Genomic DNA, 15,616 nt, shown 5'->3' with positions numbered 1-15,616 from the left:
TTGATTTCTTTCAGACGCGCACCCCAACAATTTTTCAAGGAGTACTTATGACTCGCAAGCCGCTCATTGCAGGCAACTGGAAGATGAACATGGACCACGCAGAAGGCGTTAGCCTGCTGCAGAAGCTCGCATGGACTCTTGATGATGCGAACTTCAACTACGACAACGCTGAAGTTGCCGTATTTCCTCCCTTCACCGACATCCGTTCAGTACAGACCCTCGTTGAAGGCGACAAGCTGAACATCGTTTACGGTGGCCAGGACCTTTCTGACAAGGATTCCGGCGCATACACCGGCGATATTTCAGGTGCGTTCCTGAACAAGCTCGGTGCAACCTATGTTCTCGTTGGTCACTCAGAGCGTCGCACCATTCACGGTGAAACCGACGCAATTTGCGCTGACAAGGTGCAGGCTGCTTACCGTCACGGTCTGACTCCCGTTCTGTGCGTTGGTGAAGGTCTTGAGATTCGTGAAGCTGGCACTCACGTTGACTTCACTCTCGAGCAGCTGCGCGGTTCTATCGAAGGTCTTTCATCTGAACAGGCTGAAACCCTCGTCGTAGCTTACGAGCCCGTCTGGGCTATTGGTACCGGCAAGGTAGCAACTAGCGCTGACGCTCAGGAAATGTCAGCTGCAATCCGCGCTGAGATCGAGAAGCTGTACTCAGCAGACGTTGCTGAGAAGGTTCGCGTTCTCTACGGTGGCTCGGTCAAGGCAGCATCAGCTCCTGAAATCCTGGGTGAAGCTGACGTTGACGGCGTACTCGTTGGCGGCGCATCACTCGATGCAGAAGAATTTGCAAACATCGCACGCTTTGACTCCAAGTAAGTCTTAGCCACGGTGAACCAGTTGGCGGCGACCTGTGAGGTTGCCGCCAACTGTGCTTAAAGCGAACCAAATGTTTGGACGCTCTTGATAAATACGTGTACCGTATAAAGGTACGAGTTAAATCGTTATCTACTATTGATGTAAAAGAAGGGTTCTCCGTGGAGATTCTTAAAATCGTTTTGATGGTTCTCATCGCGATTAGCAGCGTCTTGACCGTGCTATTGGTCTTGCTGAACCGCGGTAAAGGTGGCGGTCTCTCCGATATGTTCGGTGGCGGTATGACCACCTCCTTGAACTCTTCGGGTATGGCATCTAAGAACCTGATCCGTCTGACTATCACAGTGATCTTGATTTGGGTTTTCTCTGTGATTGGTTACGGTTTGGTTCTGCGCTTTGCAGACCCTGCAACTATGCTGTAAGTCTTTTTATACAAAAGCGCCTGCACGATTCTTTTCGTGCAGGCGCTTTTGTATATCCTAGCCCTAGGCGTATCTTTCAAGGATGCGTTGCCAAAGGTTTCAGAGGATATGAAAAGCCCCGGTAATGAGCGTTTGCGCGTGCTCACTATACCGGGGCTTTAGAGTTATTAAAGAGCGTCCTGGGTTGCCAAGATGAGGGTCTCTTCAGCGCCTCTAGCACCGGCACCAGGAGTTGCTGTCAGAATCTCTGCGGTGAGCTGATCATCGCTGAGTTCAGCAGCCTGACGAAGTCGCGCGGTCGCATCCTGTTTATCGCTACCTGCAATCAAGAACCAAATCTTGCGAGCGCGGTTGATGACGGGCAAGCTCATGCTGACGCGGGTGGGCGGCGGCTTGGGCGAGTTGCGGACAGCCAGAGAATCAAAAGTGGTCAGATGGATCTCTTCACGGTCGGGAAAGAGCGATGCGATGTGCCCATCGGGGCCAAGACCTAGCAAACCAAGGTCGAACGCAGGAGAGGCCTGACCTTCTGGTGCAAACTTCTTGAGTTCGGCGGTGTATGCCTCCGCAGCTTTATCAACTGAGTCGAAAACGTCTGATGCGCCCATGATATGCAGATTTTCAGCCGGAATTTCAAGCGAGTCAAGCAAGGCATCCTTAGCCTGCTTCTCGTTGCGATCTGCATGGCCGGTTTCTACAAACCGTTCGTCGGACCACCAGAAGTGAACCTTTGACCAGTCAATGGTGCGAGCCTGACCAGACTCAGCGATTGCTGACCACACGGCGATACCCATGGTGCCGCCTGTCAGTGAAAGGTGTGCGATTCCGTTGTTTTCAATCGCATCGTTGATAACGGCGAGAATGCGAGAGCCGGTAGAAGCAGCCAACTCGCTCTTATCTGCGTGTTCGATAACCTGTGGGTTAGGCATCGTATTCCTCCGTAAAATCTTCAACTTCGTCAATAACTTCTGCAGCGTTCATATCTACAACCATCTCCACTGCAGGGATAGCTTGAGTAAGCACTTCGCCGTAGACCTTATCGGGATCAAGACGGCGTAGCTCTTCTGCCAAGCATTCAGCAAGTGAACGAACCGGCAACGAAATTTGCTGGTCCGGGCCAATCGGAGACGTCAGGGTAGCAATGCTTCGTCCGGGGCGGTAAAGTATAACTTTGCCGTCTTCGCGTTCCAAAGCCACGCGGTAGAGACCGCGGTCTGCGCCCTTTGTCGTCAGATGAACCCCAGCTCCGAGTTTGTAGCCAAGCCACGCACCGAGCAGAACTACCGAGGGTGACTTCGATGAGCCAGCCACGCTCACGCGCTTAACCTTAGCCGCGGGGAGCTGATCAAGAACAGCAGCCAGCTGAATGCGCCAAAGAGTCAGACGAATCCACGCAAGATCGGTGTCACCGGCCGTGTAAGTCTTAGCCAGCTGACGCAAAACCATCATAGGGTCTTGAGCACGCGCTGAATCAGTGATGCGACGCTGCGCTATCTTGCCGATGGAATGCTCGGAGGCGTTCTCAGGAACGGAGTGCGGCCACCACGCAACGATGGGGGAGTCAGGCAAAAGCAGAGCAGAAATCAAAGATTCCGTGGCCCGGGACGCTTTACCGTAGCCGCGCAAAATGATGACCTCAGAGGCACCGGCCTCACCGCCCACTGAAATTTCAGCGTCCAGACGGTCTTCCGCATCAGCCTCATGCGCAATATGCACAATAATGCGCGAGGGGTGCTCGTGCGACGCCTGCTGTGCAGCTTCCACAGCCAACTTTGAGTGCCCCTGCTCGGCAAGAATGACGAGAGTCAGAACTCGAGAAGTCGTGGTGTTACCCGAGTCTTCAAGGACCTGATTGAGCTTCTTATCAATGGCAGAAGCCGTAGTGTTTTTGAGTTCAAATAACATTATGGACGCCTCCAAGCACGGTTATCACGTTCGAGCATCTCGTGTGCCGATGCAGGACCCCACGAACCCGGCTTATAACCTTCGGGCTTTACCTTGTTCTTTTCCCAGTATTCTTCGAAGGGATCAAGAATCTTCCACGACAGCTCGACTTCTTCGTGACGCGGGAACAGCGGCGGTTCGCCCAACAAGACGTCCAGAATCAGGCGTTCGTAGGCTTCAGGGGATTCTTCGGCGAAGGAGTGACCGTAACCAAAGTCCATGTTGACGTCACGAATTTCCATCTGAGTGCCTGGAACCTTCGAAGCAAAACGTAGCGTCATGCCTTCGTTAGGCTGAACACGAATCACGATAGCGTTCTGACCGGTGTTGTCGGCAGCACCGCCAAAGAGCAGATTGGGAGATTTCTTGAAAATGACAGCGATTTCGGTGACGCGGCGTCCTAGACGCTTACCCGCACGCAGGTAGAAGGGAACCCCCGACCAGCGACGGGTGTTGATGTTCACCTTCAACGCCGCAAAAGTCTCAGTGCGAGAATCCGCGGGAATGTCCTTTTCGTCGAAGAAGCCCTTGACCTCTTCGCCGCCCTGATAACCGCCCTCATACTGGCCAATAGCGTATGCCTCTTCGAGGTTCTCAGGCAGAGTCACTGCCTCTAGAACCTTTTCTTTTTCAGCGCGCAGATGGTTGGCGTTGAAGCTAATGGGCTCTTCCATTGCGGTGAGCGCCAGAAGCTGAAGCAAGTGATTTTGGATAACGTCACGAGCCGCGCCCACGCCATCGTAGTACCCTGCGCGAGTTCCGATGCCGATATCTTCAGCCATCGTAATCTGCACATGATCTACGTGGTTGCAGTTCCACAGCGGCTCGAACATCTTGTTAGCAAAACGCATTGCCAAAATATTCTGAACGGTTTCTTTACCCAGATAGTGGTCAATACGGAAGACCGAATCAGCGGGGAAAACCTTCTCAACAATCGAGTTCAACTCTCGCGCCGACTCAAGGTCATGCCCGAAAGGCTTTTCAATAACGACGCGTCGCCAACCGGGAGAATCCTGAGACTCAGCCATGTCATGATCAGCAAGCTTCTGCAAAACCTGCTCAAAAGCCTTGGGCGGAATGGACAGATAGAACGCATGGTTCCCGCGGGTGCCGCGAGTCTCATCCAGCTCAGCCAAAGTAGCTTTCAAACGCTCAAAAGCATCGTCATTATCAAAAGCACCTTGCACAAAACGAATGCCTTCTTGGAACTGGTTCCACACGTCCTCACGGAAGGAGGTACGCGCATGAGCCTCAACTGATTCTCGCACCTGCTGACGGAAATCGTCATCGCTCCAATCGCGGCGTCCAAAACCTACCAGCGCAAAACTTGGGGGAAGCAAGCCACGGTTGACCAAATCATAAACGGCAGGCAATAGCTTTTTCTTCGCCAAGTCGCCCGTCACTCCGAAAAAGACCAGAGCAGAAGGGCCGGCGACTCGGGTAAGGCGGCGGTCTCTGGGGTCTCTGAGCGGATTCTTTTCTGCACTGTTGGGCACAGTATATTCCTTCACATACGGTGGTGAGGTAACACAGCGTTATTGCCGTGCTACCTCACACTAATCTGTAAACAGATGTCTCTTGCATAACCGGTTGCCCGGTATGATGCTCTAACCGTTGTACTTACGCCTCAAGCGCAGTGCGAACGGTTGCCAGAAGTTCTTCCCAGGATGCGTCGAACTTCTCAAGGCCTTCGTTCTCAAGCTTCTCTACAACCTCGTTGTATGAGATGCCGAGCTGCTCAATCTTGTTGAGAATTTCCTCTGACTCTTCGTAGGTGCCGGTAACGGTGTCGCCGGTAACCTCACCGTGGGCAGCCAAAGCATCGAGAGTTGCCTCGGGCATGGTGTTCACAGTGTTAGGCGCTACGAGCTCGGTGGTGTACAGGGTATCGGGGTACGCAGGATCCTTCACACCGGTTGATGCCCAAAGAGGACGCTGCTTGTGAGCGCCCGCTGCTTCAAGACGCTCCCAGCGCTCTGAAGAGAATTCCTCTTCGTACACCTGGTACGCCAAACGAGCGTTAGCCAACGCTGCCTTACCCTTGAGCGCCTTAGCCTCTTCAGTGCCAAGGGCATCCAAACGCGCATCAATTTCGCTGTCTACACGCGAGACAAAGAATGATGCAACGGAGTGAATCTTTGACAGATCCTTACCGTTTTCCAGAGCCTGCTCAAGACCAAGCATGTAGGCATTGATAACCTCGCGGTAACGCTCCAACGAGAAAATCAAAGTAACGTTGACTGAGATTCCTTCAGCCAAGGTCTTGGTAATGGGAGCCATACCCTCAACAGTTGCAGGAATCTTAATCATGACGTTGTCACGATTGACGGTCTCAGCAAGCTTCTTCGCCATCACAGCGGTCTCATCGGCGTTGCGAGCCAAACGAGGATCAACCTCGATTGATACGCGACCATCCACACCCTGTGATGACTTGTAAATTGAAATGAAAAGATTACACGCTGCACGAACGTCATCGGTGGTAGCCGCAAAAACAGCTTCTTCAAGGTCAGTACCGGCGAGTTCTTTGAACTGTGCTGCGTACGCCTCGCCCTTCGACAGTGCGGCAGCGAAGATGCTGGGGTTAGTGGTCACACCAACCACGTTTTTCTCTTCAATGAGCTTTTCAAGGGAGCCATTGTTCAGGCGCTCGCGTGATAGGTCATCGAGCCAAATTGAAACGCCTGCATCTGAAATTTTCTGAGTGGGAGTAGCCACGAGCTATTTCTCCTTCTGTATCTCTCTAAAGGGGTGCAACGCTGTGATGTAGCTTGCGAGCTTCAAAACGCTACACGGTGGGATAAATATCAGTGAAGTATAAACCAGGTGGTGGATGCGAGCACCCACCACCTGATGAGCAGCGTTACTTCGCTGCTTCGATTGATTCCTTAGCCTTTGCTACAACGTTTTCTGCGGTGAAGCCGTAACGTTCAAAGAGCTCTTCGGCAGAAGCTGAGGCGCCGTAGTGTTCCAGTGATACCGGGCGTCCTGCGCTACCCAAGATGTCGTACCAGGGCATTGCCACGCCTGCTTCTACAGTCACGCGTGCCTTAACTTCTGAGGGGATAACTGATTCGCGGTATTCCTCAGATTCTGCAGCGAACCACTCGCGTGAGGGCATTGAGATAACGCGTGCCGCGATGCCTTCTTCTGCCAGCTGCTTACGTGCCTCAATAGCGTGCTGCACCTCTGAACCGGTTGCAATCAGCAGAACATCAGGGGTGCCTTCGGTATCTGCAAGGATGTAACCACCGCGAGCAACACCTTCAGCTGAGGCGTACTTTTCGCCGTCGAAGTCTGCGTGCAGATCTTCACGGGGCATCTCGGGCAGACCCTGGCGTGAGAGTACCAGACCTGAGGGTGAATCCTGGGTTTCCAGAATCTTGCGCCATGCTACAGAGGTCTCATTAGCATCTGCAGGACGAACCACATTGAGGTTGGGGATAGCGCGCAGAGCAGCCAAGTGCTCGACAGGCTGGTGGGTGGGGCCGTCTTCGCCCAGGCCGATAGAGTCGTGGGTCCACACGAAGATAGACGGAACGCCCATCAGAGCTGCCAAACGAATGGCAGGACGCTGGTAGTCAGTGAACTGCAAGAAGGTACCCATGAAGGCGCGGGTGGGTGAGCTCAGCACAATACCGTTGACGATGGCAGCAGCTGCGTGCTCGCGAATACCGAAGTGCAGGACGCGACCGTAAGGGTCAGCAGTATACTTGCCGGTGGTGTGCTGCTCCACGTTGAATGATTTTGCCGATTCAATGGTGGTGTTGTTTGAACCAGCCAAGTCTGCAGAACCGCCCCACAGCTCGGGGAAGGTATCTGCAATAGCGTTGATAACCTTTCCTGATGCCGCGCGGGTTGCCATTGAATCGTCAATGCCGAAAATGGGGAAAGCGTCCTTATAACCTTCGGGCAGTTTGCCCTCGCGCAGACGCTCATATAGCTTTGCGTGCTCGGGATTAGCTTCAGCCCACTTATCGAATGACTTCTGCCATTCGGCGCGCTCTTCGGCCATGCGTCCTACAACCTCGCGGGTGTAGTCCAAAATCTCGGGCTCGATAAAGAATGACTTCTCGGTATCAAAACCGAAGTATTCCTTAGTCGCTGCAACTTCTTCTGCACCCAGCTTTGAACCGTGAATACCGCCGGTGTTCTGCTTGGTGGGTGCGGGGAAGCCGATGCGGGTGCGCAACTCGATGATAGAAGGCTTGTCGGTGTTCTTCTTAGCCGCAACGATCGCATTGTAGAGATCTTCAATGTTCTCGTCGTACTCACCGGTTACAGTCCAGTCAACACGAGCAGTATCCCAGCCGTACGACTCATAGCGCTTCATAACATCTTCGGTGAAAGCTACGTCGGTGTCGTCTTCGATTGAAATGTGGTTACGGTCGAAGATGACGACCAAATTACCCAGCTGCTGGTGACCAGCCAGCGAGCTAGCCTCAGAAGTAACACCCTCCTGAATATCACCTTCGGAGGCGATAGTGAAGATAGTGTGGTCAAAAGGTGAAGTGCCCTCGGGAGCTTCGGGGTCAAACAGACCGCGCATGTAACGCTGGGCGTAAGCGAAACCAACAGCAGACGCCAAGCCCTGACCCAACGGACCGGTAGTAATTTCAACACCCTTGGTGTGACCGTACTCGGGGTGACCGGGAGTCAAGGAATCATAGGTGCGAAGAGCCTCAAGGTCCTTCATCTCAAGACCGTAACCGTTCAAGAAAAGCTGAAGGTACAGGGTCAAAGAAGTGTGACCAGGGGAAAGGATAAAGCGGTCGCGGCCCATCCAGCGGTCATCGGTGGGGTCATGGCGCATCACTTTCTGGAACAGAGTGTAGGCAACAGGAGCCAAGCTCATCGCGGTACCCGGGTGACCTGAACCGACCTTCTCAACCGCGTCCACGGCGATAACACGAGCGTAATCAACAGCTCGCTGATCCATATCGGTCCATTCAAATTTCGCATCGAGATTTGGCACGAAATTCCCCTTTCATTATTTTTTAGCAACGTTCCGGTGTGAAGTCGTAGCGCACAGTGAGAACGTCTTTCTTCTCTATCGAGTCTATCGACTGTGAGCCGTCTTCGGGGAATTACTAGGCGTTTTCTTCTCATTTTCCGGTCATGTTCACTGACTACTTAAAAAGGAATTTTTGAGAGGGTTCTGCATTAAGAACGGAGGACGTGATTTTGCACGTTTTATTAGGAAAATAAGGGGTTCGACCACTAGTATTAGATAAAGACCATATTCTCGCTTGGACTTTGTGCGCCCTAAAATCAGTTTGATGCGCGGCGTCAGAAACCACCGAGCACACCTTTCTTCTAGGATGCGGCCTCTGCTATGGCGCAGAGACGCAGGGAAGAAAGGTGCTTGAGAAAAGCACACGACCTCTAGGGAGCTTATCTTCGTGAAGGGTCACGGTATGAACAGCGTAGTGGCGGAAAATCCTGTTACTCGCGAACCCGCAGCGGTTTCGGGGCAGAAACTACCTCTGTCTCGAAAGATTCGAGCGTACATTCATCTCACCAAACCTCAGGTGATTGAGCTCTTGCTTGTAACGACTGCACCCACAATGATTTTCGCTGCAGGCGGCTTCCCTAATCTTTGGCTCATTCTCAATACCCTCGTGGGTGGGGCTATGGCGGCTGGCGCATCGGGAGCTTTTAACTGTTATATCGATCGCGAAAGCGACCGAAAGATGAAGCGTACCGAAAAGCGTCCTCTTGTCACCGGTGAGCTATCCGATAAAGAAGCCTTGATTTTCGCGTGGGTTCTCGCTGTGGTTTCCATTGTGTACCTTTGGTTGCTGGTGAACCCGCTATCAGCTCTGCTGGGCGTTGTTGCGATTTTCCTCTACGTGGTTTTCTACTCGATCTTTCTCAAGCGTCGCACCTCTCAGAACATTGTGTGGGGCGGCCTTGCCGGATGCATGCCCGTGTTTATTGCGTGGGCAGCTGTCACTAATTCGTTGAGTTGGGCAGCTGTTGTTCTTTTCACCGTCATCTTCTTGTGGACGCCGCCGCACTACTGGCCGTTATCGATGAAGTACGCCGAGGACTACAAGGCCGCTGGTATTCCCATGCTGGGTGCTATCGCTACTGCTAAGAGCGTTTCTGTTCAGGTAGTACTCTACGGCTGGGCGATGGTTATCTGCTCGCTCCTATTGGTTCCGGTGGGCGGGGCAGGTTGGGTGTACACCTTGTCTGCTGTGATTGCCGGTGGCTGGTTCTTATATAACTGCCATAAGTTGCATAGTTTGGCAGCTCAAGAGAAGGCAACAAGCCGCACCGCTATGACCGTTTTCCACGGTTCTATCACCTACTTGACGGTGCTCTTTATTGCGCTGGCTGTAGACCCGTTTGTGGGTGGACCTGTTATGTCAGGTGCTTTGATCTAAGTTTCGTATAGTCAAAAGTCCCTTATCGACAGCTCGATAAGGGACTTTTTGTTTTTAAGTTTTGGGCAAGGGGGAGTCGGACAGGGGGAGATCTTCACCGGATTTTAGCGGTGGCGAGCTCGTTCCAGTGGGTGGTTCCCCTGGGGGAGAGCATCTCTCTTTTCATCTCCCACGATGGTTTGTGAGACAACCCCGCATACCCCAGACCTACAGAATGTTCCCCACACTGTTCTTGCACGGTATGTAAAAGCCGGGCGATTTGTCTTTTATCGTGGGGAGAGATGAAAGGTTCTAGAAGCGGTTCATAGGCCGCTGGGTGCAAGTCGGTAAGGATAATTCCGGCGCGTACGTAGCGAGCCACCCCAAAATCTGCTCGGGTAAGAAGTCTGTGGCTTGCGCGGGTAATCACCACGGGATCAGCTGTAGCGGTATCGAGCTTAACGCGCACAGCCGGATGCGATTGAACACCTTGGGCAAAGTAAGAAGTCGAGCAAAAAGCGCTGATATAGCGCGCAGTTTGCTGATGCTTCACGAGTCTTTGTGCGGCTCGTTGGGCGTACACGCTGAGAACCTGACACATCTGCTCTTCTGTTGTAATGGGATCCGAGAATGAGCGGGAGTAGATGAGCTGATCTTTCATGATGCGGTTTTCTTCCCATTCGATAGCGGGTATTCCGCGTACTTCTAGAGCCGTGCGCATCAGAACAACGTTAAACCTTTCCCGAATGAGGGTGGGTGGAGCCAATGCGAGATCTTTGATGCTGCAAATTCCCTGTAACGTCAGCCGGCGTGCGGAGCGAGAGCCAACGCCCCATAACTCACTGACCGGTAGCGTCGTGAGGAGAGCCTCCCTCCGCTCGGTAGGCAATGCATCCCATACGCAGACCCCGCTCAGAGCTGGAATCTTCTTAGCTGCTTTATTGGAAAGCTTGGCAAGAGTCTTCGTGCGTGCCACCCCCACGCAGACAGGAACTCCCACTCTGCGTGCCACATCATCTTTGATGGTGCGCGCAAGCTGTCGAGCATCTGCAGGTGAGGCGGGTGCCGTTAGAAAAGCCTCATCGATGCTGTATTGCTCAAAGTCACCGGCGTACTCCTGAAGAATACGCATCACACGGTCGGAGATATCTCCATAAAGTTCATAGTTAGAAGAACGCGCGATGACGCCCTGCTCTTGCGCTCGTTGTTTGACCTCGAACCACGGTTGACCCATCGAAAATCCTAATGCTTTGGCGTGAGCGTCTAAGGCGATAATGCAGCCGTCATTATTGGAAAGTACAACCACGGGCTTGCGAGCAAGAGAAGGGTCAAGGATTTTCTCGCACGATGCGTAGCACGAGTTGATATCAACGTGAAAGATGAGGTTACTAGACATGATGCAGGCACCTCGTCACTACCCCGAAGATGGTGAAATCAGACTCCTCGTTAATCTGAAGAGGGGAGTATTGCGGGTTTTCAGGGTAAAGCCAACCGACTCCGGCTTGATCAATGTGAAATCTTTTGACGGTGAATTCGCCGTTGAGAGCGGCAACCACAATGTTTCCCGGGCGAGGCCGCAGAGAGCGATCCACGATAATTTCATCGCCGTCGCTGATGCCGGCATCCACCATGGAGTGTCCGCTCACGCGCAGTATGTAGGTGGCGGCTTTGTCTTTAATGAGAATGTCGTTGAGATCGATAGAAACTGCGCGGTAGTCCTGGGCTGGCGAGGGGAAGCCAGCTGGCACGCTGGTCTCTGGGTAAGGGTAGGGCGCCTGAGCTGTAGCATCTAAGCGCGCGAGGAGTATTGCTTTCATGCTCTTATAATAGAACATATATTCTAATTAATTAGAATATATGTTCTATTAAATTAATATTTAGCCATTATATACCATTAAGTACGCATCTGTACTAAATTTTCTAATAATGGTACTTAATAATTTGAAATGTTAGCCTTCCTAACAAATAAACCTTTACTCTTGAAAGATAAGGGGAATGACTATTCCTCGAACTGATGGACATGAATAGGGAAAACATGACTACTCCTAACAACAATGAGCGCATCGACAAGACTGCGGACTCATTGAAGAACAACAAGCACGCCGACTCAGTTGCAGGTCACAACGCATCAGAGCGCGTTGAAAACGTAAAGAACCGCACCACTGAGCACGTGAGCCGCACCGAACGCACCGAGCACGTTCACCGCACTGAGAACACTCACCCCGAAGAGCACGGCTCATACGCTCCCAAGAAAAAGAAGAAGATTTGGCCCTGGTTGCTGGCTCTCCTCCTTCTCTTGCTCCTTATCATCGGTGGTTGCGCAGCACTCGGCGGTAACAAGGATGATGACAAGGTAAACGTTGAGCTTTCAGCTACCACCACCGGTGACGCAGCTGTTAACCACCACCCCGGTGGCGCTGAAGCAGCTGACAACGCGTTCACTGACTCCTGGACCACCACCGTTAACGACATCAACGTCAAGGACGGCTACTCAATGGCAGTAACCGACAAGGATGGTAGCGCAGCCAACCTCGGTTGCAAGATTACCGTTGACGGCGTAGTTCAGGACGAGCAGACCGCTGCTGAAGGTGAAAACAAGGTAGTTTGCAACCTTCCTGACGAACTCAAGAAGTAAGCACTAACTTCTTATAGTTCTCATTTCAAAAAGAGCCCCCGCACACCGCGGGGGCTCTTTTGGTATTAGGTTTCTGTGCCTTGAATAGACAGCCGGTGGGAAACTGTTGCTGGTGGCAGGCACCGATGCTTACGAACTTCGCAATCAGCCGCGGGCGGCGCCTTGCTGAGCGCCCGCATCCGACCTTCTCTTATGCAATCACGAAACTTTCCTCAAGTCGTCTTAGTCGGCGCGACGAGGAGAGCTGTAAGGGCTGCCGATTATCCTCTAGCAATCTTGTTTTTATATACCCAAAGGGCGGGCTTACCGTTATCGGTGAGCCCGCCCTTTGAGATGATGTGTTCGAGGTTTATCGCAATGTGTCTTCTGTCTGGACGCGGTCTACGCGGTTGAGTGCCAGTTCGCGGCTGGAGGTCTTGGAGAGAGTCAGCATGCGTTCAATGAGGGACGCTGCCACCCAGGTGAAGAGCGCCGAGCCAATGAGATGCAGTTCAACAACGACAATGGGGAGCCCGTTGAAGTACTGGTAGTAACCAATAGCCGCCTGTACCAACAGCACAATAACGGTGATATTCAGTGAGCGCTTGATCATGTTCGGCCAGCTGTATTTTTTAGCCAGCACGTACAGGATGATAATTCCTGCGCAGAAAGACCAAGCTGAGATGCTGTGGGTGCGGGTGACAACGAGCACGTCGAAAGGATGACGGTGGGTCATGGGGTCGCCAGCGTGCGGGCCGGTTCCTGTGACTACTGTTCCGACAAAGATAATAACGCTTGCAATAAAAGTGCCTACCCAACCCAGCTGATGCATGATGTTGGCTCCGTTGGGTACCGGGCCGGCAACGTCCTCACTTGCTGCAACATCGGGCACAAAGTAGCGGTAGATGCGGTTGAGGAAGATGGCTGCCAGTGCAATCATGATGGCTGATAGAACGTAGTGCGCGGTGATCATCCAGGGGTTGAGCTTGAGCCACACCGAGACGCCACCAACAACCGCCTGCAGGGGAATGCCCCATAGTAGAAGAAGAGCAAGGTTGAAAAGGTCTGCGTATCGGTTTTCTGAGGTGCGCAAGCCCTTAATGACTTTTTTCTGTGAAAAGAACATCTCGGCAAATCCCTTGCGCGTAATGCCTGGGAAAACAAGGCGCACAATCGCCAAAAATGCTGCAATGGTGAAAGCCATCAGCACAAAGGTCAACAGGCGATTACCAAATTCCACCGCGCCATGGATGCCCATCTCGGGGGTAGTCGTCCAGGACTCAGCGTTACAACGGGGCCAATTATCGCAACCCAACCCCGAGCCAGTCAGACGAACGATGCCACCAGTTGCCACAATGCCCATGTTGGCGATGAGCACACCCCAGGCACTTGCTTTCACCCAGGGGGTGTAGCGCTCAGGAATGTAGCGGTCTGCGAATCGTGTGGATTGTTGTTGAAGATGGTATGCGATAGAAGCCATAGTCAAGACCTTGAGTATCGAGTAGAGGAAAACTTTTTATGCGGACCACTTGAATTTTTTCAGCGCGATAGCGCCGACCACAAGCGTCCAGAGAAGCAAAATGATGTGCGGCAGAAGTTCGAAGCGGGTGAGCATGAGTTCTGCGCGGAGAGCTTCACCCAGTGCGCCGGAGGGCAACACATTAGGAATCCATTCGAGGAAGGCAGGCAGGTAGGAGCTGGGAATCAGCACGCCGCCAACGCCTGCAAGAATGACCCACGCCATGTTAACGATAGCTAGGGTAGCTTCGGCGCGTACCGTTCCTGCAATCAGTAAACCGAGCGACGTAAAAGCTGCAGCACCCAGTAGCAGGGTGGGAATGCTCATGAAGAGCCCTGTGATATTAGGAGACCACCCTAAAAGCAGTGCGGTCACCAGAATAATCACAAACTGCACTATCATGACCATCACGACGGCAAGGACCTTGCCTGCCATCAGGCCTCCGCGTCCTAACGGGGTGGTGGATAGAAAACGCAGAACGCCGTAACGTCGATCAAAACCGGTTGCGATACCTTGACCGGAAAGCGCAGTAGACATAACGCACAGCGCCAGAACACCAGGAACGGCTACGTCGAAACGCTCAACATTGTGTGCATGAGCCCAGCTATCTAGGATGCCTGTATAGCGCAAAGCCACCAGAGCCATCAGCGGAAAAGCAATGAGAAGCATGAGCTGCTCGCCATTTTTCAGCATTGCTTTGGTCTCATACACGCCCTGGGCAATGATGCGAGAAGACGGGCTTGCTGCGAAGTTGCTCATCGAATATCACGTCCTGAAATATCGAGGAAGACATCTTCTAGAGTGCGCGATGCCAGCGTGAATGAGCTGGGCATGATGCCTTGAGAAACAAAGAGGGTGGTCAGTGCGTTCAAATGATCGGGAGTCAGCTCGCCAGTCAATGAATACTGACCGGGGGAGTCCTGTGTAAGGGTGACAGAATCGCGCAGATGCGCCGGGAAATCTTGCAGAGAGATCGCGGATGCGGCGGTAAAAGAAACAGTGTGCGCTTGTTCGTTCGTCTCTTGAAGAAGCTGGGCAACAGTTCCTTCGGTGACGTTTTCACCGCGCTTGACGATGTATACGTAGTCAGCCAAACGCTGAGCATCATCAAGAAGGTGAGTGGTGAGAACGATGGCAACGCCGCGCTCGCGCTGTTCGCGGATAATATCAAAAACAACGGTACGGGACTGCGGGTCAAGACCTGCTGAGGGCTCATCGAGAAAGAGAACCTTGGGATTGCCAACCAGGGCGGCTGCCAAGGCAACGCGCTGTTTTTGACCGCCGGAAAGCCTGCGAATGGTTGTCCCGTTGAACTCATTAATGCCAAGTCGCTGCACCAGATCATCTACAGAGGCGGGGTTCTTGTACATTTTGGCAATGTGCTTGAGTAGCTCAATGGGGTGAATTGCCTGAGGCAGGCCGCCATCTTGCAACATGATGCCCACCTGTGCGCGAAGTTCCGGAGATGCACCCCACGGATTTTCACCCAGCAACTGTAGGGTGCCGCCATCAGCCGGCTGCAGACCCTGTGCGCAACTTAAGGTAGTGGTTTTACCGGCACCGTTCGCGCCTAAAAGCACCACGACTTCACCGGGATAAACGTCCAAAGAAATACCGCGAACAGCCTGCACGGTACCGCGGTCTGTAAGAAGGTGCGGATTAGCTTCTCGGAAAGATCGAGAAGGCTTGAATTCTTTGATAAGACCATCAATGGAAAGTGCGGGTTTTCTCCCGCTCTCGCGCGCTATACGTTGGTTTTGAACTGACACCTTTCCATCTTATGACAGCCACTTCAAAAAATGGTTCTTGCCCACCTGTGAGAAACATGAAAACAAGTGCGGCAGGAGGCTCTGTGAGAGGTCAACTTCGCGAAGTTTATTTTTGCTGTAAGAAAATTCATGACTTAATAGGTAGCCCTAACTAGA

General features: G+C 52.7%; 14 protein-coding genes. 4 read left to right on the top strand and 10 right to left on the bottom strand.

The window, feature by feature from the left end:
* Positions 1-47 precede the first annotated feature (47 nt).
* The gene (tpiA, locus tag IDM49_RS06705; protein WP_168613998.1) at positions 48-827 is read left to right on the top strand and encodes a triose-phosphate isomerase; all 780 of its coding nucleotides are present in this window, start codon (positions 48-50) and stop codon (positions 825-827) included.
* A 158-nt stretch (positions 828-985) separates the two neighbouring features.
* Positions 986-1,246, top strand: a complete 261-nt coding sequence (secG, locus tag IDM49_RS06700; RefSeq protein WP_168613997.1) for a preprotein translocase subunit SecG — start codon at positions 986-988, stop codon at positions 1,244-1,246.
* 167 nt (positions 1,247-1,413) lie between these two features.
* Here the strand turns inward: secG and pgl are convergent, their stop codons facing one another.
* The 5 genes from pgl to tkt all read right to left on the bottom strand — a co-directional run bounded on the left by pgl (position 1,414) and on the right by tkt (position 8,126).
* Positions 1,414-2,175: a 6-phosphogluconolactonase gene (gene pgl / locus IDM49_RS06695; RefSeq protein WP_190723955.1), complete on the bottom strand. Its 762-nt coding sequence runs from the start codon at positions 2,173-2,175 to the stop codon at positions 1,414-1,416.
* Positions 2,168-3,151 (bottom strand): glucose-6-phosphate dehydrogenase assembly protein OpcA, encoded by a 984-nt coding sequence (locus IDM49_RS06690; protein ID WP_190723954.1) that lies wholly within the window; start codon positions 3,149-3,151, stop codon positions 2,168-2,170. Before IDM49_RS06690 ends, pgl begins: the two co-directional genes overlap by 8 nt.
* Positions 3,151-4,686, bottom strand: a complete 1,536-nt coding sequence (zwf, locus tag IDM49_RS06685) for a glucose-6-phosphate dehydrogenase (protein WP_190723953.1) — start codon at positions 4,684-4,686, stop codon at positions 3,151-3,153. Before zwf ends, IDM49_RS06690 begins: the two co-directional genes overlap by 1 nt.
* A gap of 124 nt (positions 4,687-4,810) precedes the next feature.
* Positions 4,811-5,905, bottom strand: a complete 1,095-nt coding sequence (tal, locus tag IDM49_RS06680; protein ID WP_190723952.1) for a transaldolase — start codon at positions 5,903-5,905, stop codon at positions 4,811-4,813.
* A 145-nt stretch (positions 5,906-6,050) separates the two neighbouring features.
* Positions 6,051-8,126 (bottom strand): transketolase, encoded by a 2,076-nt coding sequence (gene tkt, locus IDM49_RS06675; RefSeq protein WP_228008239.1) that lies wholly within the window; start codon positions 8,124-8,126, stop codon positions 6,051-6,053.
* A 478-nt stretch (positions 8,127-8,604) separates the two neighbouring features.
* Here tkt and IDM49_RS06670 point away from each other — a divergent pair, with 478 nt between their 5' ends.
* Positions 8,605-9,579, top strand: a complete 975-nt coding sequence (locus IDM49_RS06670) for a heme o synthase (protein WP_168614065.1) — start codon at positions 8,605-8,607, stop codon at positions 9,577-9,579.
* A gap of 94 nt (positions 9,580-9,673) precedes the next feature.
* Here the strand turns inward: IDM49_RS06670 and IDM49_RS06665 are convergent, their stop codons facing one another.
* Both IDM49_RS06665 and IDM49_RS06660 read right to left on the bottom strand, forming a co-directional pair.
* Complete coding sequence (locus tag IDM49_RS06665) at positions 9,674-10,954, bottom strand: Y-family DNA polymerase (protein WP_190723950.1); 1,281 nt, start codon at positions 10,952-10,954, stop codon at positions 9,674-9,676.
* Entirely contained in the window at positions 10,947-11,375 is a 429-nt protein-coding gene (locus tag IDM49_RS06660; protein WP_168613990.1) for a LexA family protein, read from the bottom strand. The genes IDM49_RS06665 and IDM49_RS06660 overlap by 8 nt, the downstream gene beginning before the upstream one ends.
* 218 nt (positions 11,376-11,593) lie before the next feature.
* Here IDM49_RS06660 and IDM49_RS06655 point away from each other — a divergent pair, with 218 nt between their 5' ends.
* Positions 11,594-12,193, top strand: a complete 600-nt coding sequence (locus IDM49_RS06655) for a hypothetical protein (protein WP_168613989.1) — start codon at positions 11,594-11,596, stop codon at positions 12,191-12,193.
* 349 nt (positions 12,194-12,542) lie between these two features.
* Here IDM49_RS06655 and IDM49_RS06650 read toward each other — a convergent pair whose 3' ends face one another.
* From IDM49_RS06650 to IDM49_RS06640, 3 genes are read right to left on the bottom strand one after another with little or no spacing between them, the layout of a single operon-like run.
* Entirely contained in the window at positions 12,543-13,652 is a 1,110-nt protein-coding gene (locus IDM49_RS06650) for a COX15/CtaA family protein (protein ID WP_190723949.1), read from the bottom strand.
* Positions 13,653-13,688: 36 nt separating this feature from the next.
* Entirely contained in the window at positions 13,689-14,450 is a 762-nt protein-coding gene (locus tag IDM49_RS06645; RefSeq protein ID WP_168613987.1) for an ABC transporter permease, read from the bottom strand.
* A complete protein-coding gene (locus tag IDM49_RS06640) occupies positions 14,447-15,460 on the bottom strand; it encodes an ABC transporter ATP-binding protein (RefSeq protein WP_190723948.1) in 1,014 nt (337 codons plus the stop codon). Before IDM49_RS06640 ends, IDM49_RS06645 begins: the two co-directional genes overlap by 4 nt.
* Between the last annotated feature and the right edge of the window lie 156 nt (positions 15,461-15,616).

The organism is Rothia terrae (assembly GCF_014705925.2).
GTDB lineage: Bacteria > Actinomycetota > Actinomycetes > Actinomycetales > Micrococcaceae > Rothia > Rothia terrae.
Note: the sequence above shows the minus strand (reverse complement) of the source record. Positions and strands in the feature narration are given on the sequence as shown.